This is a genomic window from Stenotrophomonas sp. ZAC14D2_NAIMI4_6 (assembly GCF_003086875.1).
GTDB lineage: Bacteria > Pseudomonadota > Gammaproteobacteria > Xanthomonadales > Xanthomonadaceae > Stenotrophomonas.
This window is the reverse complement of the sequence record NZ_CP025996.1, coordinates 1,975,416-1,996,360: the sequence shown is the minus strand read 5'-3', so window position 1 is coordinate 1,996,360 and position 20,945 is coordinate 1,975,416. Positions and strand designations below refer to the sequence as shown.

The 20,945-nt window shown below is 66.2% G+C and carries 16 protein-coding genes; 10 read left to right on the top strand and 6 right to left on the bottom strand.

Going from position 1 to position 20,945, the window contains the following annotated elements; genetic code table 11:
- Nucleotides 1-62 precede the first annotated feature (62 nt).
- Nucleotides 63-1,310: a LysR substrate-binding domain-containing protein gene (locus tag C1933_RS09165; protein ID WP_108753002.1), complete on the top strand. Its 1,248-nt coding sequence runs from the start codon at nucleotides 63-65 to the stop codon at nucleotides 1,308-1,310.
- Between the two features lie 108 nt (nucleotides 1,311-1,418).
- A complete protein-coding gene (locus tag C1933_RS09160; protein ID WP_159093956.1) occupies nucleotides 1,419-1,799 on the top strand; it encodes a hypothetical protein in 381 nt (126 codons plus the stop codon).
- 73 nt (nucleotides 1,800-1,872) lie between these two features.
- Here C1933_RS09160 and acnB read toward each other — a convergent pair whose 3' ends face one another.
- From acnB to C1933_RS09145, 3 genes are read right to left on the bottom strand one after another with little or no spacing between them, the layout of a single operon-like run.
- Complete coding sequence (gene acnB, locus C1933_RS09155; RefSeq protein ID WP_108749519.1) at nucleotides 1,873-4,464, bottom strand: bifunctional aconitate hydratase 2/2-methylisocitrate dehydratase; 2,592 nt, start codon at nucleotides 4,462-4,464, stop codon at nucleotides 1,873-1,875.
- A gap of 43 nt (nucleotides 4,465-4,507) precedes the next feature.
- Nucleotides 4,508-4,906, bottom strand: coding sequence for a type II toxin-antitoxin system VapC family toxin (locus C1933_RS09150; RefSeq protein ID WP_008267153.1), 399 nt, complete (start codon nucleotides 4,904-4,906; stop codon nucleotides 4,508-4,510).
- A gap of 6 nt (nucleotides 4,907-4,912) precedes the next feature.
- Nucleotides 4,913-5,137, bottom strand: a complete 225-nt coding sequence (locus C1933_RS09145; protein WP_108749517.1) for an AbrB/MazE/SpoVT family DNA-binding domain-containing protein — start codon at nucleotides 5,135-5,137, stop codon at nucleotides 4,913-4,915.
- A gap of 289 nt (nucleotides 5,138-5,426) precedes the next feature.
- Between C1933_RS09145 and acnA the strand changes: the two genes are divergently transcribed.
- Nucleotides 5,427-8,180, top strand: a complete 2,754-nt coding sequence (gene acnA, locus C1933_RS09140; RefSeq protein ID WP_108753000.1) for an aconitate hydratase AcnA — start codon at nucleotides 5,427-5,429, stop codon at nucleotides 8,178-8,180.
- Between the two features lie 306 nt (nucleotides 8,181-8,486).
- Here the strand turns inward: acnA and C1933_RS09135 are convergent, their stop codons facing one another.
- A complete protein-coding gene (locus tag C1933_RS09135; RefSeq protein ID WP_108752999.1) occupies nucleotides 8,487-8,939 on the bottom strand; it encodes a hypothetical protein in 453 nt (150 codons plus the stop codon).
- Nucleotides 8,940-9,117: 178 nt separating this feature from the next.
- On the opposite strand from C1933_RS09135, the gene C1933_RS09130 reads away from it, so the two are divergent.
- The 7 genes from C1933_RS09130 (at nucleotide 9,118) to C1933_RS09100 (ending at nucleotide 17,392) form a co-directional block, all read left to right on the top strand.
- Nucleotides 9,118-9,492 (top strand): type II toxin-antitoxin system Phd/YefM family antitoxin, encoded by a 375-nt coding sequence (locus tag C1933_RS09130; RefSeq protein ID WP_108752998.1) that lies wholly within the window; start codon nucleotides 9,118-9,120, stop codon nucleotides 9,490-9,492.
- A complete protein-coding gene (locus C1933_RS09125) occupies nucleotides 9,492-10,124 on the top strand; it encodes an AAA family ATPase (protein ID WP_108752997.1) in 633 nt (210 codons plus the stop codon). Before C1933_RS09130 ends, C1933_RS09125 begins: the two co-directional genes overlap by 1 nt.
- Before the next feature lie 440 nt (nucleotides 10,125-10,564).
- Nucleotides 10,565-11,155, top strand: a complete 591-nt coding sequence (gene betI / locus C1933_RS09120; RefSeq protein WP_108752996.1) for a transcriptional regulator BetI — start codon at nucleotides 10,565-10,567, stop codon at nucleotides 11,153-11,155.
- A gap of 37 nt (nucleotides 11,156-11,192) precedes the next feature.
- A complete protein-coding gene (gene betB / locus C1933_RS09115) occupies nucleotides 11,193-12,665 on the top strand; it encodes a betaine-aldehyde dehydrogenase (RefSeq protein ID WP_108752995.1) in 1,473 nt (490 codons plus the stop codon).
- A 29-nt stretch (nucleotides 12,666-12,694) separates the two neighbouring features.
- Nucleotides 12,695-14,377, top strand: coding sequence for a choline dehydrogenase (gene betA / locus C1933_RS09110; RefSeq protein WP_108752994.1), 1,683 nt, complete (start codon nucleotides 12,695-12,697; stop codon nucleotides 14,375-14,377).
- A gap of 305 nt (nucleotides 14,378-14,682) precedes the next feature.
- Nucleotides 14,683-16,359 carry a long-chain fatty acid--CoA ligase gene (locus C1933_RS09105; RefSeq protein WP_108752993.1) on the top strand — a complete coding sequence of 559 codons (1,677 nt, stop codon included), beginning with the start codon at nucleotides 14,683-14,685 and terminating at the stop codon, nucleotides 16,357-16,359.
- Between the two features lie 160 nt (nucleotides 16,360-16,519).
- The gene (locus C1933_RS09100) at nucleotides 16,520-17,392 is read left to right on the top strand and encodes a crotonase/enoyl-CoA hydratase family protein (RefSeq protein ID WP_108752992.1); all 873 of its coding nucleotides are present in this window, start codon (nucleotides 16,520-16,522) and stop codon (nucleotides 17,390-17,392) included.
- A 140-nt stretch (nucleotides 17,393-17,532) separates the two neighbouring features.
- Here C1933_RS09100 and C1933_RS09095 read toward each other — a convergent pair whose 3' ends face one another.
- Both C1933_RS09095 and C1933_RS09090 read right to left on the bottom strand, forming a co-directional pair.
- A complete protein-coding gene (locus C1933_RS09095; RefSeq protein ID WP_108752991.1) occupies nucleotides 17,533-19,701 on the bottom strand; it encodes a response regulator in 2,169 nt (722 codons plus the stop codon).
- Nucleotides 19,698-20,843, bottom strand: a complete 1,146-nt coding sequence (locus C1933_RS09090; protein WP_108752990.1) for a two-component system response regulator — start codon at nucleotides 20,841-20,843, stop codon at nucleotides 19,698-19,700. Before C1933_RS09090 ends, C1933_RS09095 begins: the two co-directional genes overlap by 4 nt.
- Between the last annotated feature and the right edge of the window lie 102 nt (nucleotides 20,844-20,945).

The following is a 20,945-nucleotide window of genomic DNA, read 5'->3' as shown; positions in this document are numbered from 1 at the left end:
CGGCCCACAGCCCCTCAAGATCGTTTTTCGTCCATGTCATTCAATCTGGTTATAGTTGTGCCATGAACGCGCTGCCCGAGCTGAACCTGAAGCATCTGCACGCGCTGCTGGCGGTGCACACCCACGGCGGCATCAGCGCGGCGGCGCCGCACATCAATCTGTCCCAGCCGGCGCTCACCCAGGCCATCGCACGGCTGGAGCGGCAACTGGATGCAGCGCTGTTCGACCGGCAGCCCGGCGGCATGGTCGCCACCGAGGCCACGGTGCTGCTGGTGCCACGCATCGAGCGTGCCCTGGCCTACCTGGCCCGCGGCGTGCGCGCCGCCCGTCGCGCCGCACGGCTTCCGGCACTGGCCGCGGTAGAGCGCCGGCTGACCCTCAGCCAGCTGCGCGCACTCACTGCGGTCGACAGCGCCGGCAGCTTCACCCTGGCTGCAGCGCGCGCCGGTGTCTCGCAACCGGCCATGCATCGCGCCGTGCGCGATCTGGAAGCGGTGATCGAGGTGCCACTGCTGCAGCGGCGCGGCAAGGCATTGCTGGCCACGCCGGCCGCCACACGCCTGCTGCGCTGGGTGCGGCTGGCGCTGTCCGAACTGGCCACCGGCGTGGACGAGCTGGCCGCCCTGCGCGACCAGCATGGCGGGCGCCTGGCCATCGGGGTGATGCCGCTGGCCCGCGCACTGCTGCTGCCACAGGCACTGGCACGCTTCGCCCGGGCCTGGCCGGACGCCACCGTGAACGTGGTGGAAGGCCCGTTCTCGGAACTGCTGTCCGACCTGCGCCAAGGCAGCCTGGACCTGCTGGTGGGCGCCATGCGCGATCTCAGCGCGGTGCCCGACGTGGTGCAGGAAGGCCTGTTCGACGATGATCCGGTGATCGTGGGCCGCGCCGGTCATCCGCTGGCGGCACAGCAGCCGTGGCGCTTTGCGCAGCTGCTCGACTACCCCTGGGTGATCCCGGCCACCGGCGCACCGGTGCGCGCACGCTGGGAACGGATGTTCCGCGACAACGGCCACGAACCGCCAGTGCTGCGCATTGAATGTGGCTCGCTGGTGATCACCCGCGGGCTGCTGCTGGAAGACGACTGGCTGACCCTGATGTCACGCGACCAGTTCCTGATCGAACGCCAGACTGGCCTGCTGGCCGACCTGGGCCTGGCCGGTCAGGCCCTGCGCCGCCGCATCGGCCTGACCACCCGAGCCGACTGGCACCCGACGCGGCCGCAGCAGGCCTTCCTGCAGGTCTTCCGCGAGGTGTGCGCCGAACGCAGCAGCGATGGCCCTGACGCCTGGCCATTCCGCTATCGCTGAAGCCGCGTGGGGCGCCCTTGCCCACGCTCGGCTGCCCCATCGAGCCAACAAGTCGCCAAGCATCGACCAGGCTCCACAGTGTGCTTTGATGTCAGCACTGCACAAGGAATGCCGCGCATGATCAGAAGGAACTGGAAGGCCGCGCTGGCCGCCGCACTATTGTCACTGCCCCTGGTACCGGCCAACGCCAGCGGCGATCTGTTCTACTTCGAGGCCGGTCAGGGGGACGTGGTCTTTACGCTGATGCTGATCGGCCGTGAGGATCCCGGCGCGGTCGAGGTCAGCTGGAAAGGCCTGTCGATTCCGCAGCCTCCCAACGTGCAGCGCCGCTATTACATCGAATTCGACCGCGCCCGCCGCCAGGCCTATGTGCGTCCGCTCCGCCGCGACGGACTGCCATGGTTTGAAATGGACGTATCTGGAAAGCGCGGCAACGTGCTGATCGGCGGCCGTCGGCTGCAAGGCAACGCAGACTGGACCAGGCAGTAACGGGCTCCGCGCACAAAAAACCCCCGGCTCGCACCGGGGGTTCTTCGTTTACCGCATCAACCGATCAGCAGGATCAGGCAGCGACCGTCTTGGCCACGTCCTGGTACTCCTCGATCTGGTCGAAGTTCATGTAGCGGTAGATTTCCGCACCGCTCTTGGCGATCACGCCAATATCGGCCATGTACTCTTCCTTGGTCGGGATGCGACCCAGACGCGAGCAGATCGCGGCCAGTTCGGCCGAACCCAGGTACACGTTGGTGTTGCGGCCCAGACGGTTCGGGAAGTTGCGGGTCGAGGTCGACATCGCGGTGGAACCTTCGCGGATCTGCGCCTGGTTGCCCATGCACAGCGAGCAGCCCGGCATCTCCATGCGTGCGCCGGTGGCGCCGAAGGTGCCGTACACGCCTTCCTTGGTCAGCTCCGAAGCATCCATCTTGGTCGGCGGGGCCACCCACAGGCGGGTCGGCAGATCACGCTTGCCGTCCAGCAGCTTGGCCGCGGCGCGGAAGTGACCGATGTTGGTCATGCACGAACCGATGAACACTTCGTCGATCTTGGCGCCGGCCACTTCGGACAGGGTCTTCACGTCGTCCGGGTCGTTCGGGCAGGCCACGATCGGCTCGTGGATGTCGGCCAGGTCGATCTCGATGACGGCAGCGTATTCGGCGTCGGCATCCGGCTCCAGCAGCTCCGGGTTGGCCAGCCACGCTTCCATCTTTTCGATACGGCGCTGCAGCGAACGCGGATCCTGGTAACCCTCGGCAATCATCCACTTCAGCAGGGTGATGTTGCTGGTCAGGTACTCGATGATCGGTTCCTTGTTCAGGCGCACCGAGCAACCGGCAGCCGAACGTTCGGCCGACGCATCGGACAGTTCGAAGGCCTGTTCGACCTTCAGTTCCGGCAAACCTTCGATTTCCAGGATGCGACCGGAGAAGATGTTCTTCTTGCCGGCCTTGGCCACGGTCAGCAGGCCCGACTTGATGGCGTAGAGCGGAATGGCATTGACCAGGTCACGCAGGGTCACGCCCGGCTGCATCTGGCCCTTGAAGCGCACCAGCACCGACTCCGGCATGTCCAGCGGCATCACGCCGGTGGCGGCGGCGAAGGCGACCAGGCCCGAACCGGCCGGGAACGAAATGCCCACCGGGAAACGGGTGTGCGAGTCACCACCGGTACCGACGGTGTCCGGCAGCAGCATGCGGTTCAGCCAGCTGTGGATCACGCCGTCGCCCGGGCGCAGCGAGATGCCGCCACGGGTGGAGATGAACTCCGGCAGGGTGTGGTGGGTCTTCACGTCCACCGGCTTCGGGTAAGCGGCGGTGTGGCAGAACGACTGCATCACCAGGTCGGCCGAGAAGCCCAGGCAGGCCAGGTCCTTCAGCTCGTCGCGGGTCATCGGGCCGGTGGTGTCCTGCGAGCCGACCGAGGTCATCTTCGGTTCGCAGTAGGTGCCCGGGCGCATGCCCTGGCCTTCCGGCAGGCCACAGGCGCGGCCGACCATCTTCTGTGCCAGCGAGAAGCCCTTGCCGGTGTCGGCCGGCTGCACCGGCAGGCGGAACAGATCGGTCGGGGCCAGGCCCAGCGCTTCACGCGCCTTGCCGGTCAGGCCGCGGCCGATGATCAGCGGAATGCGGCCACCGGCGCGCACTTCGTCGAACAGTACTTCGGACTTGACCTGGAATTCGGCGATCACTTCGCCGTTCTTCAGCGCCTTGCCTTCGTACGGACGCAGCTCGACCACATCGCCGTGCTCCATCTTCGACACGTCCAGCTCGATCGGCAGTGCGCCGGCATCTTCCATGGTGTTGTAGAAGATCGGGGCGATCTTCGAACCCAGGCAGACGCCACCGGCGCGCTTGTTCGGGATGAACGGAATGTCATCGCCGGTCCACCACAGCACGCTGTTGGTGGCCGACTTGCGCGAAGAACCGGTACCGACCACGTCGCCCACGTAGGCAACCAGGTGGCCCTTGTCCTTCAGGTCCAGGATCTGCTGGATCGGACCGCGCTTGCCGTCTTCTTCCGGGGTGAACGGCGCGTCGTCGCGCTTGTTCTTCAGCATCGCCAGGGCGTGCATCGGAATGTCCGGGCGGGTGGTTGCATCCGGCGCCGGCGACAGGTCGTCGGTGTTGGTTTCGCCCGGCACCTTGAACACGGTGACGGTCAGGCTCTGCGGCACTTCCGGGTTGTTGGTGAACCACTCGGCATCGGCCCAGCTCTGCAGCACGGACTGCGCGTTGGCATTGCCAGCCTTGGCCTTTTCCTGCACATCGTGGAAGGCATCGAAGACCAGCAGGGTCTTCTTCAGGCCGTCAGCGGCGATGGTGCCAACGCTGGCGTCGTCCAGCAGCTGCACCAGCGGGGCCACGTTGTAACCGCCCAGCATGGTGCCCAGCAGTTCGGTGGCACGCTCGCGGCTGATCAGCGGGTTCTGCTCGCTGCCCAGCGCGATGGCGGCCAGGTACGAGGCCTTGACCTTGGCAGCGTCATCCACGCCGGCCGGCACGCGGTGGGTCAGCAGGTCGAGCAGGAACTCGGCCTCGCCCTGCGGCGGGTTCTTCAGCAGTTCGATGACATCGGCCGTCTGCTGCGCGCTCAGCGGCAGCGGCGGGATGCCAAGCGCAGCGCGCTCGGCGACGTGGTGGCGGTAGGCTTCCAACATGACAACTCCCGGGTAATGCGTAGGTTGAAAAAACAAAGTGGGCTCAGGCTTGCGGCACGATCAGCTTCAGGCCCTTGAAGTAGTCGCGGTAAAACGTGTCGTTCCAGGTGATCAGGCCGTCGCATTGCAGCAATGCGTGGGCGCCGACCATGAATTCGTCCAGGCTGCGGCGGCTGCCGCTGCGCTGGCGGTGGCGGCGGTGCATCTCGCCGGCGCGCAGGGCCGACTTGGCTTCCATCGGGTTGAAGTGCACGCCCATTTCTTCCAGCGCTTCAAGCACTTCGGCGCCGCCGCGCAGCGATGCGCAGACTTCGGCCAGGGTGGCACCGCAGACCACCACGCGGCCACCGACCAGGCTCTGCCGCAGGATCGCTTCCACCGCATCGGCCTGCGGGCCGTTGCTCAGCAGTTCCACCAGCACCGGTGAATCGACGGCAATCATCACGCCTTATTCCTCGTCGCGCACCGCGCGTACCGCCGATTCGGCCGACTCGAAGCCGTCCAGCGCGAACTTGCCGCGGGCGCGGGAGATCGCATCGTCCACGCTCTTGCGCAGGATGATACGGCTGCCGTCCAGCTCCACCTTCAACTGGGTGCCCTTGGTCAGGCCCAGGGCATCACGCACCGCCTTGGGCAGGGTGATCTGTCCGCGCTCTGCAACAGTGGCTTCCATCGGTAGGCCCTCTTCGGTATGCACAAATTATACATACTTTGCCGGGCATACTTCCACCCCGAACCCGGCCGGGCCCGCCCCGGCCCCTACAGCCGCAAAGGATCCGCCACATTCATGACATACGCCATACACCTGCCGCTGTAGTCTGGACCCGATGCCGCAGGCCGGCCCGCGCCCAGGTGAATGCGTTCATACTGGAGTGCACCGGGGCCAGCAGGCCCGCGGCGACCGCAAGCAGGCCCGTATACGCACGGGCCAGAGCAAGCCATCCGCAAGAGGAGTCATCCGCATGAGCGATTCGTTCTCCACCCGCAGCCAGCTCGATGTTGGCGGCAAGGCCTACGATTACTTCAGCCTGCCCAAGCTGGGCCAGCGCTTCGACATCTCCCACCTGCCCTATTCGATGAAGATCCTGCTGGAGAACCTGCTCCGGCACGAGGATGGTGGCGCCACCGTTGGGCCTGAGCACATCGAAGCGGTCGCCCGCTGGCAGCCCAGCGCCGAGCCGGACACCGAAATCGCCTTCATGCCCGCACGCGTGGTGCTGCAGGACTTCACCGGCGTGCCCTGCGTGGTCGACCTGGCCGCCATGCGCGACGCGGTGGTCAAGCTGGGCGGCAAGCCGGAACAGATCAACCCGCAGATCCCCTCCGAACTGGTCATCGACCACTCGGTGCAGGTGGATGTGTTCGGCAAGCCCGACGCGCTGGACTTGAACGGCAAGATCGAATTCCAGCGCAACCAGGAACGCTACGGCTTCCTGCGCTGGGGCCAGAAGGCGTTCGACAACTTCAAGGTGGTGCCGCCCAACACCGGCATCGTCCACCAGGTGAACCTGGAAAACCTGGCCCGCGTGGTGATGACCGCGCAGAAGGACGGTAAGGACGTGGCCTACCCCGATACCGTGTTCGGTACCGACAGCCACACCACCATGATCAATGGCATCGGCGTGCTCGGCTGGGGCGTGGGCGGCATCGAAGCCGAGGCGGCCATGCTCGGCCAGCCCTCGTCCATGCTGATTCCGCAGGTGGTCGGCTTCAAGCTGACCGGCAAGCTGCCCGAAGGCGCTACCGCCACCGACCTGGTGCTGACCGTCACCCAGATGCTGCGCAAGCTGGGCGTGGTCGGCAAGTTCGTCGAATTCTTCGGTGACGGCCTGCAGCACCTGCCGCTGGCCGACCGTGCCACCATCGGCAACATGGCCCCCGAATACGGCGCCACCTGCGGCATCTTCCCGATCGATCACGAATCGCTGAACTACCTGCGCCTGTCCGGCCGCAGCGAAGAACAGATCAACCTGGTCGAAGCCTATGCCAAGGCGCAGGGCCTGTGGCACGAACCGGGCAGCGCGCCGGCGCAGTACAGCACCACGCTGGAACTGGACATGGGCACGGTGAAGCCGTCGCTGGCCGGCCCCAAGCGCCCGCAGGACCGCGTGCTGCTGGAAGACGTGCAGAAGAACTACCGCGAAGCCCTGGTCGGCCTGACCGCCAACCGCGACCGCAAGGACGCGGCCATCGCCAACTTCACCAATGAAGGCGGCGGTACGGCGGTGGGCAACGAGCAACTGGCCAAGGGCCAGGCCGACATCGAGATCGAAGGCCGCAAGGTGCGGCTGAAGGATGGCGCGGTGGTCATCGCCGCCATCACCTCCTGCACCAACACGTCCAACCCGGCGGTGATGATCGGTGCCGGCCTGCTGGCGCGCAACGCGGCGGCCAAGGGCCTGAACCGCCAGCCGTGGGTGAAGACCTCGCTCGGCCCGGGCTCGCGCGTGGTTACCGATTACCTGGAAAAGGCCGGCGTGCTGAAGGAGCTGGAGAAGATCGGCTTCTACGTGGTCGGCTATGGCTGCACCACCTGCATCGGCAATTCCGGCCCGCTGCCGACCGAAGTCAGCGCCGGTATCGCCGCGGGCGACCTGGCGGTCACCTCGGTGCTGTCGGGCAACCGCAACTTCGAAGGCCGCGTGCACCCCGAAGTAAAGATGAACTACCTGGCCAGCCCGCCGCTGGTGGTGGCCTATGCAATCGCCGGCACCACCGACATCGACCTGACCACCGAACCGCTGGGCACCGGCAGCGATGGCCAGCCGGTGTACCTGCGCGACATCTGGCCCAGCAACAAGGAAATCGGCGATGTCATCGCCGCCACCCTGGGCCCGGACATGTTCAAGCAGAACTACGCCGACGTGTTCAAGGGCGACAGCCGCTGGAACACCATCGCCTCGCCGGACGGCAATCTGTACGAGTGGAGCGATGCTTCCACCTACATCAAGAACCCGCCCTACTTCGATGGCATGACCATGCAGACCGGCAGCATCGACGACGTGCACGGCGCACGCGTGATGGGCCTGTTCGGCGATTCGATCACCACCGACCACATCTCCCCGGCCGGCAACATCAAGAAGGATTCGCCTGCCGGCCGCTTCCTGCAGGAACGCGGTGTACAGCCGGCCGACTTCAACAGCTACGGCAGCCGCCGCGGCAACGACGATGTGATGGTGCGCGGCACCTTCGCCAACATCCGCATCAAGAACCTGATGTTCGGTGGCGAAGAAGGTGGCAACACCCTGTACTATCCCGCCGCTGGCGGCCAGCCGGAAAAGCTGGCCATCTACGATGCGGCGATGAAGTACAAGGCCGACAAGGTGCCGCTGGTGGTGCTGGCCGGCAAGGAATACGGCACCGGCTCGTCGCGCGACTGGGCGGCCAAGGGCACCCTGCTGCTGGGGGTGAAGGCCGTGGTTGCCGAAAGCTTCGAACGTATCCACCGTTCCAACCTGGTGGGCATGGGCGTGCTGCCGCTGCAGTTCCGCAACGGCGAGAACGCACAATCGCTGGGCCTGGACGGTTCGGAAGTGATCGACATCACCGGCCTGCAGGATGGCGCAAGCAAGCGCGCCACCGTTACCGCAACCAAGGCAGACGGCACCCAGAAGACCTTCGAAGTGTCGGTGATGCTGCTGACCCCGAAGGAGGTTGAGTACTTCCGCCACGGCGGCCTGCTGCAGTACGTGCTGCGCCAGCTCGCCAGCCGGTAATGTCCGCACTTCTGTAGAGTCGAGCTTGCTCGACTGATCCCAACGTGCCAACCAAGGTTGGCACCTACCAAGGCAACGGGCCGCCCTCTGTAGAGTCGAGCCATGCTCGACTGATCCCAACGTGCCAACCAAGGTTGGCACCTACCAAGGCAACGGGCCGCCCTCTGTAGAGTCGAGCCATGCTCGACTGATCCCAACGTGCCAACCAAGGTTGGCACCTACCAAGGCATGGCGTGCCAACCAAGGTTGGCACCTACCGGGGCATGGAGTGCCAACCAAGGTTGGCACCCACCAGGGCGTCAGCCGCTACGGCCGCACGCCATAGATCCGCCACGGGGCCGCCGTCGGCCCCACGTCGTACACCAGCCCGCGCAGCCCCTCTTCCATCACGGTCTCGCCCTCAGCGGCGCCGGTATTGACCACCGTCACCACCATCTCGAACGCCGGGTGCGGCGCCTGGCCAATGCGCGAACACACCACCCCACGATTCTCGTAGTGCACGACCGGGGTGAACCCGGGATCTTCGCAGTGCACGGCCACGAACCGGTAGCCCCGGTCCTCGCTGCTGCCCGGCATCAGCGCGCGGGCCGCGTACGACACCCGGCCCTGGCCGCCGGCGTAGGCCGGCACCTGTACCCGGAATTGGCCGGTGTCGCCGATCGCCAGCACCGGATAATCCAATTGCTGCATCGGTGGCGGCGTCTGCGCCATGGCCACGGCGGAACTACAGAACAGCAGGCAACTCACGACAATGCGCATCGCACTCTCCCTCACGGAACGGCCTGTGATGGTGCAGTACGGCGGCGTATGGCGTCTTTAGGAATGGGATGAAATAGCTGCCTCTAATTTTCATATTTATGATGTTTTTCATCATTCATGAAATTCGTCCACATCCGGTGTAGGCTGGCGCCACAGGTCACCCCTTCTGGAGCCCGCCATGCTTCACCTGCCCGTCCGCTTCGACCCCATCAACGAGCTGACCCACACCACCGCCTCGTCGGTGAAGGAACACTGGCGCAAGGTCATGCAGGAGGTCCGCGACCAGCGCATGGTGGTGGTCACCAACCATAACGAACCGCAGGCGGTCATCGTCTCCATCGAGCAGTACCGCGCCCTGCAGGCGCGCGTGGAGGCGCTGGAAGCCTCGCTTGAGGAGCTGCGCGACCAGGCCCCGGGCCTGGCTGAACTGCGTGCCGGCTTCGACCAGCGCCTGGCGGTACTGCAGCAGGCCCAGGCCGGCAGCAGCGCACGCGACCTGCTGCGCCGCCCCGCCCGCCTTGGCGGGCAGGTCAAGGCCGGCACCGGCCACTGATGGCGCGGCCATTCCTGTACGTCCTTGCCGGCGTCAATGGCGCCGGCAAGAGTTCGGTGGGCGGCCATGTGCTGCGCGAGGCCGGGCTGAACTGGTTCAACCCCGACACCTTCGCCCGCGATCTGCGCGGCATCACCGGGCTGTCGCAGGCCGAGGCCAATGCCCAGGCCTGGCAGGAAGGCGTCAACCGCATCCGCGATGCGCTGGACCGGCGCCGCAACCACGCCTTTGAAACCACCCTGGGCGGCAATTCAATCGCCGCCCTGCTGCATGAAGCCAGCCACAGCCACGATGTGCTGATGTGGTTCTGCGGCCTGTCCAGCCCGGAACAGCACATCGCCCGGGTCCAGGCCCGCGTGCGCTCGGGCGGGCACCCGATCAACGAAGCCGACATCCGACGCCGCTGGCCACTGGCGCAGCAGAACCTGATCCGGCTGATGCCGGTGCTGGCCCAGCTGCAGGTCTACGACAACAGCGCCGAAGCCGCCCCCGGCGAAGCCGTGCCCGACCCCCGGCTGCTACTGCAGATGGAAGATGGCCAGGTGCATTTCCCGCAGCCGGACGATCTGGCACAGCTTGCCGCCACCCCGGCCTGGGCCACGCCCCTGCTGGAAGCCGCATTGCGCCTGTGACCCAAGGGGTCGGATCCCTTTCCGAAGGAAAGGGCTCTGACTCCCATCCCAACGGCTCGTCGAGCAAGCTCGACGCTTCCAAAGCCCCCGCCAAGGGGTCGGATCCCTTTCCGAAGGAAAGGGCTCTGACCCCGACCCCAAAAGCTCGTCGAGCAAGCTCGACGCTACCAAAGCCCTCGCCAGGGGTCGGATCCCTTTCCAGGGGAAAGGGCTCTGACCCCGACCCCAAAAGCTCGTCGAGCAAGCTCGACGCTACCAAAGCCCTCGCCAGGGGTCGGATCCCTTTACAGGGGAAAGGGCTCAGACCCCGATCCCAAAGGCTCGTCGAGCAAGCTCGACGCCACCAGACCGCGCGATGACGCGGCCTTCACTTTTTATTGATTGGACGTTCAATCAATAACCCGCATACTGGTCGCCTTTCCCCCTACGCCACCCGGCCCATGCCCAAGAAAGGCATCGAACCCCTGCGCCGCCAACAGCTGATCGACGCCACCTTCCAGGTCATCCACGAGATCGGCCTGGCCGACGCCACCGTAGCCACCATCGCGCGCAAGGCAGGCCTGTCCACCGGCATCGTCGCCCACTACTTCGGCGACAAGGCCGGCCTGCTCAACGCCGCCATGCGGCAGATCCTGAGCCAGCTCAAGGATGCCTTCGCCCAGCACCGCGGGCAGGCCGCCACAGATCCGCGCTCACAACTGCGCGCACTGGTGGATGCGAACTTCGACCCCAGCCAGACCAGCGGGCCGGCCATGCGCGTCTGGCTGACCTTCTGGGCAGCCAGCATGCACCAGCCCGAACTGGCCCGACTGCAGCGCATCAACGACCAGCGCCTGTATTCCAACCTGGCCTACCAGTTCCACCGCAGCCTGCCGGCCGAACCCGCGCGCCAGGCCGCCCGCGGCCTTGCCGCACTCATCGACGGCCTGTGGCTGCGCGGCAGCCTGGTCGGCGGCCAGATCGACGGCGACAACGCCCGTCACATCGCCTACGCCTACATCGACTTCCAGTTGCAGGCCAACGCGCTATAAGCGCTGCAGGACCCTGCCCCTTCCAAGGAGTACCCCCATGCCCACCCTGCCCGTTCAACAGCTCTACATCCATGGCCGCCGGGTCGACGCCACCAGCGGCAAGACCTTCCAGACCGTGAACCCGGCCAACGGCCAGGTGCTGGCCGAGGTGCAGATTGCCAGCCAGGCCGATGTGGAGCGCGCCGTACGCAGCGCCAGCGAAGGCCAGCAGGCGTGGGCCGCGATGACCGCCATGGAACGCTCGCGCATCCTGCGCCGCGCGGTCGAGATCCTGCGCGAACGCAATGACGAGCTTGCCCATCTGGAAACCCTGGATACCGGCAAGGCGCTGGCCGAAACCACCACCGTGGACATCGTCACCGGCGCCGACGTGCTGGAGTACTACGCCGGCCTGGCCACGGCCATCGAAGGCATCCAGCTGCCGTTGCGCGAATCGAGCTTCTTCTACACCCGCCGCGAACCGCTGGGCGTGGTGGCCGGCATCGGCGCCTGGAACTACCCGATCCAGATCGCGCTGTGGAAATCGGCCCCGGCATTGGCCGCGGGCAACGCGATGGTGTTCAAGCCCTCCGAAGTGACCCCGCTGACCGCGCTGAAGCTGGCCGAGATTTACACCGAAGCCGGCGTGCCCGACGGTGTGTTCAACGTGCTGCAGGGCCCCGGTGGCGAGATCGGCAACTGGCTGACCGAACACCCGGTGATCGAGAAGATCTCCTTCACCGGCGGCGTGACCACCGGCAAGAAGGTGATGGCGGCCGCTGCGTCCTCGTCACTGAAAGAAGTGACCATGGAACTGGGCGGCAAGTCGCCGCTGCTGATCTGTCAGGACGCCAACCTGGACCGTGCCGCCGATATCGCGGTGATGGCCAACTTCTTCAGCTCCGGCCAGGTCTGCACCAACGGCACCCGCGTGTTCGTGCCGCGCGCCATGCTGGCAGCCTTCGAGGCGGCGGTGGTGCAGCGCGTGCAGCGCATCCGCATGGGCGACCCGACCGCCCAGGACACCAACTTCGGGCCGATGGTCAGCTTCCCGCACATGGACAACGTGCTGCGCTACATCGACAGCGGCAAGGCCGAAGGCGCCCGCCTGCTGACCGGTGGCGGCCGCGCCACCGAGGGTGCGCTGGCCGAGGGCGCGTACGTGCAGCCCACCGTGTTTTCCGACTGCCGCGACGACATGAAGATCGTGCGCGAGGAAATCTTCGGGCCAGTGATGAGCATCCTGGCCTACGACGATGAAGACGAAGCGGTGCGGCGCGCCAACGACACCCCGTTCGGCCTGGCCGCCGGCGTGGTCAGCGGCGATATCAGCCGCGCCCACCGCATCATCCACCGCCTGCAGGCCGGCATCTGCTGGATCAACACCTGGGGCGAATCGCCGGCCGAAATGCCGGTGGGCGGCTACAAGGAATCCGGCGTGGGCCGCGAGAACGGCCTGTCCACGCTGGGCCACTACACCCGCATCAAATCGGTCCAGGTGGAACTGGGCGACTTCGCCAGCGTGTTCTGAGCAGCGCGCCCCGACCGCAGGAGACAACCATGAGCACCACCCACGAGTACGACTACATCATCATCGGCGCCGGTTCGGCCGGCAACGTGCTGGCCACCCGCCTGACCGAAGACGCCGATGTGCGCGTTCTGCTGCTGGAAGCCGGCGGCCCCGACTACCGGCTCGATTTCCGCACGCAGATGCCGGCCGCACTGGCCTACCCGCTGCAGGGCAAGCGCTACAACTGGGCCTACAAGACCGACCCGGAGCCCTTCATGAACAACCGGCGCATGGACTGCGGCCGCGGCAAGGGCCTGGGCGGTTCCTCGCTGATCAACGGCATGTGCTACATCCGCGGCAACGCGATGGACTATGACAACTGGGCCAGCATGCCGGGCCTGGAAGACTGGACCTACCTGGACTGCCTGCCCTACTTCCGCAAGGCCGAAACCCGCGACATCGGGGCCAACGACTACCACGGCGACCAGGGCCCGCTGCAGGTCACCACGCCCAAGGCCGGCAACAACGAACTGTTCGCCGCCATGATCGAAGCCGGCGTGCAGGCCGGCTACCCGCGCACCGATGATCTGAACGGCTACCAGCAGGAAGGCTTCGGCCCGATGGACCGCACGGTCACCGCGAAGGGCCGCCGCTCCAGCACTGCGCGTGGCTACCTGGACCTGGCCAAGCCGCGCCCGAACCTGACCATCGTCACCCACGCGCTGACCGACCGCATCCTGTTCTCGGGCAAGCGCGCGGTGGGCGTGCAGTGGCTGTACAACGACCAGCCGCAGCGCGCCACCGCCCGCCGCGAGGTGCTGCTCTGCGGCGGCGCCATTGCTTCGCCGCAGATCCTGCAGCGCTCGGGCGTGGGCCCGGCCGACCTGCTGCGCAGCCTGGACATCGACCTGGTGCACCACCTGCCCGGCGTCGGCGCCAACCTGCAGGACCATCTGGAAATGTACCTGCAGTACGAATGCAAGAAGCCGGTATCGCTGGCGCCGGCGCTGAAGCTGTACAACCAGCCGGCCATCGGCGCGGAGTGGTTGTTCCTCGGCACCGGCATCGGTGCCAGCAACCAGTTCGAGGCCGGCGGCTTCATCCGCAGCGATGCCGAATTCGACTGGCCGAACCTGCAGTACCACTTCCTGCCAGTGGCCATCAATTACAACGGCTCCAACCCGATCAAGGCGCACAGCTTCCAGATGCACGTGGGCTCGATGCGTTCGCCCAGCCGCGGCCGCATCCACGTGCGTTCCAAGGACCCGCGCGAACATCCCAGCATCCTGTTCAACTACATGTCGCACGAGCAGGACTGGCGCGAATTCCGCGCTGCCATCCGCATCACCCGCGAGATCTTCGCGCAGCCGGCGCTGGCCCCCTACAGCGGCCGCGAGATTTCGCCCGGGCGCGAGCTGCAGACCGATGCGCAGATCGATGGCTTCGTGCGCGAGCATGCCGAGACCGCCTACCACCCCTCGTGCACCAACAAGATGGGCCACGCCGACGACCCGATGGCGGTGGTCGATGGCCAGGGCCGCGTGCATGGCCTGGACGGCCTGCGCATCGTCGATGCCTCGATCATGCCGCAGGTGGTGACCGGCAACCTCAACGCCCCGACCATCATGATGGCCGAGAAGCTGGCCGACGTGATCCGCGGCCGCCCCGCGCTGGCCCGCAGCACGGCCCCGTACTACCAGGCCAACGGCGCCCCGGTACGCCGCCAGCGCTGACGCGAATGCCACGCCCGTGCGCCCGGTAGGTGCCCACCTTGGTGGGCACGCGCCATCCCACCCAACGCCCGGTAGGTGCCCACCTTGGTGGGCACGCGCCAACCCATACCAACGCCCGGTAGGTGCCCACCTTGGTGGGCACGCGCCACACCATCGTGCCGACCAAGGTCGGCATCTCCCAGCCACCGGCGCACTAACCGTCACGCCCTCTTCGCGTTTTCCCTACGGAACGGTATGCTGCTGCGAGCGGTTCTGGCGGATACTGTCCGCGCCGCACCCATCACAACGATTCCTGGAGGGGGAATATGAGTCTGGATCGTCCCTGGCTGCAGAGCTATCCGAAAGGCGTTCCCGCCGAAATCGACGTCAACGAGTTCCATTCGGTAGCTTCGGTCTTCGACGCCTCCGTGGCGAAGTTCCGCGACCGCCCCGCCTACTCCAGTTTTGGCAAGGTGCTCACCTACGGTGAAACCGATGCCCTGGTCGAGCAGTTCGCGGCCTACCTGCTGGGCGAACTGAAGCTGAAAAAGGGCGACCGCGTTGCCCTGATGATGCCCAACTGCCTGCAGTACCCCATCGCGACCTTCGGCGTGCTGCGCGCCGGCCTCACCGTGGTCAACGTCAACCCGCTGTACACCGCCCGCGAGCTGAAGCATCAGCTGGTCGATGCCGGTGTCACCGCGCTGGTGGTCGTGGACAACTTCGGCGACACCGTGCAGCAGGTCATCGCCGAAACCCAGGTCAAGCAGGTCATCACCACCGGCCTGGGCGACCTGCTCGGCGCCAAGGGTGCGATCGTCAATTTCGTGCTGAAGTACGTCAAGAAGATGGTGCCCAACTACCATCTGAAGGGCGCCATCCGCTTCAAGCAGGCGCTCAAGCTGGGCAGCCGCCACACCCTGCCCAAGGTCGAGATCGGCCACGACGATGTGGCATTCCTGCAGTACACCGGCGGCACCACCGGCGTGGCCAAGGGCGCCATGCTGACCAACCGCAACCTGATCGCCAACATGCAGCAGGCCTCGGCCTGGATCGGCGCATCGGGCATCGAGCCGGGCAAGGAATGGATCATCACCGCCCTGCCGCTGTACCACATCTTCGCATTGACCGCGAACGGCCTGGTCTTCATGAAGTTCGGTGGCTGCAACCACCTGATCACCAACCCGCGCGACATGAAGGGCTTCGTCAAGGAGCTCAAGTCGGTGCGCTTCACCGCCATCACCGGCGTCAACACGCTGTTCAACGGTCTGCTGAACACCCCCGGCTTCGACACCGTGGACTTCTCATCGCTGAAGGTCACCCTGGGCGGCGGCATGGCCGTGCAGCGTGCGGTGGCCGAGCGCTGGAAGAAGGTGACCGGGGTGACCCTGGTGGAGGCCTATGGCCTGACCGAAACCTCGCCGGCCGCGTGCATCAACCCGCTGGACCTGAAGGAATACAACGGCGCCATCGGCCTGCCGATTCCGTCCACCGATGCCTGCATCAAGGACGACAACAGCAACACCCTGCCGCTGGGCGAAGTGGGCGAGCTGTGCATCAAGGGCCCGCAGGTGATGAAGGGCTACTGGCAGCGCCCGGACGAAACCCGCCAGGCCATCGACGCCGACGGCTGGCTGCACACCGGTGACATGGCGCGCATGGATGAGCAGGGCTTCTTCTACATCGTCGACCGCAAGAAAGACATGATCCTGGTGTCCGGCTTCAACGTGTACCCCAACGAAGTGGAAGACGTGATCGCGATGATGCCAGGCGTGCTGGAAGTGGCCGCCGTGGGCGTTCCGGACGAAAAGTCCGGCGAAGTGGTGAAGGTCGTGATCGTGAAGAAGGACCCGAACCTGACCGCCGAAATGGTCAAGGAACACGCCCGGGCCAACCTGACCGGCTACAAGCACCCCAGAATCGTAGAATTCCGAAAAGAGCTGCCGAAGACCAACGTCGGCAAGATCCTGCGCCGCGAGCTGCGCGATACGCCCGCCACGTAAGGCTTTCCACAGGTTTCAACGCCGCAAGGCCCGGGTCGGAAACGCCCCGGGCCTTTTCGCATGTGAAAGGCTGCACCCGTTGTAGCATCGCGTCGTGTGTGGACCGTTCGGCCCGCCGGCCACCACGTTTTCACGCGGGCCGCCTGCCGAGGACCCTTCCATGAGCACCATCGAAAAACTGCCGACCAGCGGTTCACCGTTTGCCACCATCCGTACCGAAGACAGCGACGACGGCGCTGCCCACTGGCTGTTCATGCATGCCGATGCGTCCACGGGCATCCGCCCGTGCTGCCGTAAGGACATGCTGGACGAAATGTGGAGCTACATGAACGCCATCACCCGCAGCCCGGCGCAGCGTCACAGCGGCCAACTGCGGCACTTCGTGCTGGCCTCCGACGCCATCGCCTACAACCTGGGCGGTGATCTGGACCTGTTCACCCGCCTGATCCGCGAAGGCAACCGCGACCTGCTGCTGACCTACGCCCAACGCTGCGTGGAAGGCGTGCACCACCTGCACACCGGCTTTGGCGGCGATGTGCGCTCGATCGCGCTGATCCAGGGTGATGCCCTGGGCGGCGGCCTGGAAATGGCCCTGGCCTGCCACACCATCGTGGCCGAGGAAGGCAGCGGCATGGGCCTGCCCGAAGTGCTGTTCGGGCTGTTCCCGGGCATGGGCGCGTACTCGTTCCTGTGCCGCCGCGTGGCCCCGCAGCTGGCCGAGAAGATCATCCTGGACGGCCGCATCTACAGTGCCGAGGAAATGCATGCGCTGGGGGTGGTGGACGTGCTGGTGAAGAAGGGCGAAGGCCGTGCCGCCGTGCAGGAGATGATCCGCCACCAGCAGCGCCTGCCGCAGTCGTACCTGGCCATGAACGCCGCACGCAACCTGGCCCAGGCGGTGAGCTACGACGAGCTGCTGGAAATCACCAAGGTCTGGGTGGATTCAGCGCTGGCACTGGGTGATCGCTCGCTGCGCACGATGGATCGCTTGATCAAGGCGCAGACGCGTCGTGCGTCGATGGATGCAGCCTGATTCCAGCCCTCCCCCTGCTGGCTTGGAGCCCGGCTGGCCACCGGGCTTTTTTTCGCGCGATCGCTACCCCGTAGAGTCGAGCTTGCTCGACTATCGACGGCAGTCGAGCAAGCTCGACTCTACGGAGCTGAGGCTCGACGCTACGGCGCGTCGTCGGCCGCGCCGCGCGCCTTGCGTTCGGCGCGTGCGTCCAGCGCCTGCCGGCCTTCCTTGATCGCCCCCTGCAGCACCGACAGTCGCGCCTGCCATTCGGCCTTCAACTGCCAATCGGCCATGCGCATCAGCTCACCGGCACGGTTGGCCGCGCGCACCAGCCCCAGGTTGCCGGACACACCCTTGATCGCATGCGACTGCTCGCGGAACTGGCCCCAGCGGCCGGCTTCGCCATCGGCCTCTGCCTTGCGCAGGCAGGCCTCGGCATCTTCCAGGCATTGGCGGATGAACTCACGCTCGAAGCCATCGCCCATGCCCAGTGATGCCAGTTCGTCCAGCACACCGGTATCGAGCACGCCATCGAGCTGTACCGGCGCACGCACCACCAGCGGCGCGGCATTCTTCAGGTTCGCGTTGTTGGCGATCTCCGCCAGCGTATCCAGCAGGCGCGCGGCCACCACGGGCTTGGCCAGGAAGGCATGTGCGCCGGCCTGTGTGCAGCGCTGGATCGCTTCGGGGGTGACATCGGCACTGAGCACCATCACCGGCGTGCGCGGGCCGCCACCGGATTGCATCACCCGCAGTTCCTTCAGCATGTCCAGGCCACTCATGCCGGGCATGTGCAGGTCGACGATGGCCGCATCGAATTCGCTCTCGGCCAGCGCATCGAGCACCGCTTCGCCGCCGTCCACGCACATCACCCGGTGGCCGGCCTTCTGCAGCAGGCGCTGCAGCACCATGCGATTGGCTTCGTGGTCGTCGGCCACCAGGATCTGCATGCTGCGCACGCGCGCACGGTGGCGCAGGAACGGATCGGCGAAGGCGATCACGTTGCCGCCCGGGCCGATGTCCTCGCCGGCGGCCACGCTGGGCACCAGGCCCGGCTCGACCGGCTGCGGCGGCGCGAACGGCAGTTCCACCCAGAAGTGACTGCCCTGCGGCGGGTTGTCCAGGTAGCCGATCTGCCCGTCCATGGCCTCGACCAGACCCTTGGCGATGGTGGTGCCCAGGCCGGTACCTTCGTGGCGGCGGGCCATGCTCACGTCGGCCTGCTCGAAGGCCTCGAACAGGCGCGGGCGCATGGCCACCGGCACGCCAATGCCGGTATCGATGATGTCAAAGCGCAGGCGCACCGCACCGTGGGTGTCGGCGTGCACCACGTTCACCCGGATCTCCACCCGGCCCTGGTCGGTGAACTTCACCGCGTTGCCGGCCAGGTTCAGCAGGATCTGCCGCAGGTGGCCCACGTCGCCCCGCAGGGTCTGCGGCACGGTCGCGGCCACCTTCACCCGGTAATCCAACCGCTTGGCCTTGGCCTGCGGCAACAGGATCAGCCCGATCGCCTGGATCACGTCGGACAGCACGAAATCCTCGGCCACCACGCGCAGCTTGCCGGCCTCGATGGCCGAGATGTCCAGCACTTCCTCCACCAGCGCCAGCAGGCTGCGGGAAGAGGCCTGGATGGTATTCAGGCACTCGCGCTGTTCTTCATCCAGGCGCGTGGTCGCCAACACTTCGGTCATGCCATTCAATCCATTGAGTGGGGTGCGGAATTCGTGACTCATGTTGGCCAGGAAGCGGCTCTTGGCCTCACTGGCCCGGCGCGCTTCGGCCATCGCATGGGTCAACTGACGCAGCAGCGTCGAAAAATACAGCGGTACCGCCGCCAGGCCCAGCCACAGGCCAATGGCCAGGCGCAGGTTCTGCTGCCAGTACGGGGTCAGCAGCGCGGTGGCGCCGAAGCTGACCATGGCCATCGCCACGGCCACGTAAAGATAGGTATTGCCAAAGCGCATGCCGTTACCGACGGTTACCCACATCACCACGATGTAGACCCACGACAGCGGCTCGCCCATCTGGATCATGCCAGCGGCGATCAACCCATAGTCGGCCAACATGCCCAGCACGCGGCGCGGGTCGGAGCGGCCAGGCCGCCACAGCAACCAGCCGAACGCCAGCAGCGACAGGCTCAGACCGGTCAGCACGATGGCCAGCACGCCCACGTACTGGTCATGCGGCAGGTCGAAACGCACGCTGGGCAGCAGCACGTAGCCCAGGATCAAGCTGATCAGCACGATGCGGACGATCTGCTGCCCATGCTCGCTGTCCTGCCGGTTCGACAGGCGCTGGCGCAGCCGCGACAGCAGCCGCTTCACGTGCCCATCCCCGGCCGCGCCGAGGCGGTGGAGTGCTCGGCGCAGATCTGTTCCAGCTGATTGCGCCCGCGCAGCAGCGCGTCCACGCAGCGCGGGTCGAACAGGCGCCCGCGCTGGGCGTACAGATAGGCCAGGGTCGCTTCGAAGGTCCACGCCTCTTTGTACGGGCGCGGCGAAATCAGCGCGTCGAACACATCGGCCACGGCCACGATGCGCGCCTCCAGCGGAATCGCGTCGCCCACCAGGCCGTCGGGATAGCCGCTGCCGTCGTAGCGCTCGTGGTGGCGCAGCGCGATCAGCGCACCCACCTGGATGAAGCGGTTCTGGCTGCCGCTCAGCAGTTCGTGGCCGATACGCGGGTGCCGGCGCATGATCGCCAGCTCGTCATCGGTCAGCTTGCCCTGCTTGAGCAGCACCGCATCGGGAATGGCGATCTTGCCCATGTCGTGCAGGGGCGCGGCCATCTCGATCAGCTTCACTTCGTCTTCGGGCAGGCCCAGCTGCTCGGCAATCAGCCCGGCCACGCGCGCCATGCGCTCAAGATAGGCACTGGTGCCGGCATCACGGAACTCGATCGCCCGCGCCAGCCGGGAAAGGGTTTCCCGCTCGCGCTCTTCCACCTCGTGCATGCTGGCCAGCAGGCGCTGCTCCAGCGACAGGGCACGTTGCTTCACGTTCTCGCTCTGCTGGCGCAGCTGCAGCAGGTTGTAGCAGCGCGCGCGCAGTTCACGCGGGCGGATCGGCTTGACCAGGAAATCGATCACCCCGGCTTCCAGTGCCGCCTGGCGGATCGGTTCATCGCCCACCACGGTGATCAGGATCACCGGAATGTCGCGATGCTTGGGCAGGCGGCGGAAGCGGCGGGCGAATTCCAGCCCGTCCATTTCCGGCATGCGGTAATCCAGCAGCAACAGATCGACCGGGTGCGCTTCGCACCAGGCCAGGGCCGTAAGCGGATCGCCAAAGTCGTACACGGACAGTTCTGGTGCGATGTCTTCAATGACATGCCGCAACATCGTCCGTGCAGAAGTCTGGTCGTCGACAATGACGATATTCAACGCGCTCTCTGCCTTCCTTCTCGACCACGCTGGAAACTCAGCCGGCGAGGATACTCCGCCGCTGTGCACACTGGCACCCTGCATCGGCCCCACTCCCGTCACGATGTCGCCGGTTCATGATCGTCATCACAATGTGAAGCCGGTCCTTCGCATTGCCTCCACCCCAGCCCCTGTTTGCCACAGGGG

Coding starts and splice junctions, on each gene's coding strand:
- C1933_RS09165 (WP_108753002.1), top strand. CDS start 63: ATGAACGCGCTGCCCGAGCTGAACCTGAAGCATCTGCACGCGCTGCTG.
- C1933_RS09160 (WP_159093956.1), top strand. CDS start 1,419: ATGCCGCGCATGATCAGAAGGAACTGGAAGGCCGCGCTGGCCGCCGCA.
- acnB (WP_108749519.1), bottom strand. CDS start 4,464: ATGTTGGAAGCCTACCGCCACCACGTCGCCGAGCGCGCTGCGCTTGGC.
- C1933_RS09150 (WP_008267153.1), bottom strand. CDS start 4,906: ATGATTGCCGTCGATTCACCGGTGCTGGTGGAACTGCTGAGCAACGGC.
- C1933_RS09145 (WP_108749517.1), bottom strand. CDS start 5,137: ATGGAAGCCACTGTTGCAGAGCGCGGACAGATCACCCTGCCCAAGGCG.
- acnA (WP_108753000.1), top strand. CDS start 5,427: ATGAGCGATTCGTTCTCCACCCGCAGCCAGCTCGATGTTGGCGGCAAG.
- C1933_RS09135 (WP_108752999.1), bottom strand. CDS start 8,939: ATGCGCATTGTCGTGAGTTGCCTGCTGTTCTGTAGTTCCGCCGTGGCC.
- C1933_RS09130 (WP_108752998.1), top strand. CDS start 9,118: ATGCTTCACCTGCCCGTCCGCTTCGACCCCATCAACGAGCTGACCCAC.
- C1933_RS09125 (WP_108752997.1), top strand. CDS start 9,492: ATGGCGCGGCCATTCCTGTACGTCCTTGCCGGCGTCAATGGCGCCGGC.
- betI (WP_108752996.1), top strand. CDS start 10,565: ATGCCCAAGAAAGGCATCGAACCCCTGCGCCGCCAACAGCTGATCGAC.
- betB (WP_108752995.1), top strand. CDS start 11,193: ATGCCCACCCTGCCCGTTCAACAGCTCTACATCCATGGCCGCCGGGTC.
- betA (WP_108752994.1), top strand. CDS start 12,695: ATGAGCACCACCCACGAGTACGACTACATCATCATCGGCGCCGGTTCG.
- C1933_RS09105 (WP_108752993.1), top strand. CDS start 14,683: ATGAGTCTGGATCGTCCCTGGCTGCAGAGCTATCCGAAAGGCGTTCCC.
- C1933_RS09100 (WP_108752992.1), top strand. CDS start 16,520: ATGAGCACCATCGAAAAACTGCCGACCAGCGGTTCACCGTTTGCCACC.
- C1933_RS09090 (WP_108752990.1), bottom strand. CDS start 20,843: ATGCAGGGTGCCAGTGTGCACAGCGGCGGAGTATCCTCGCCGGCTGAG.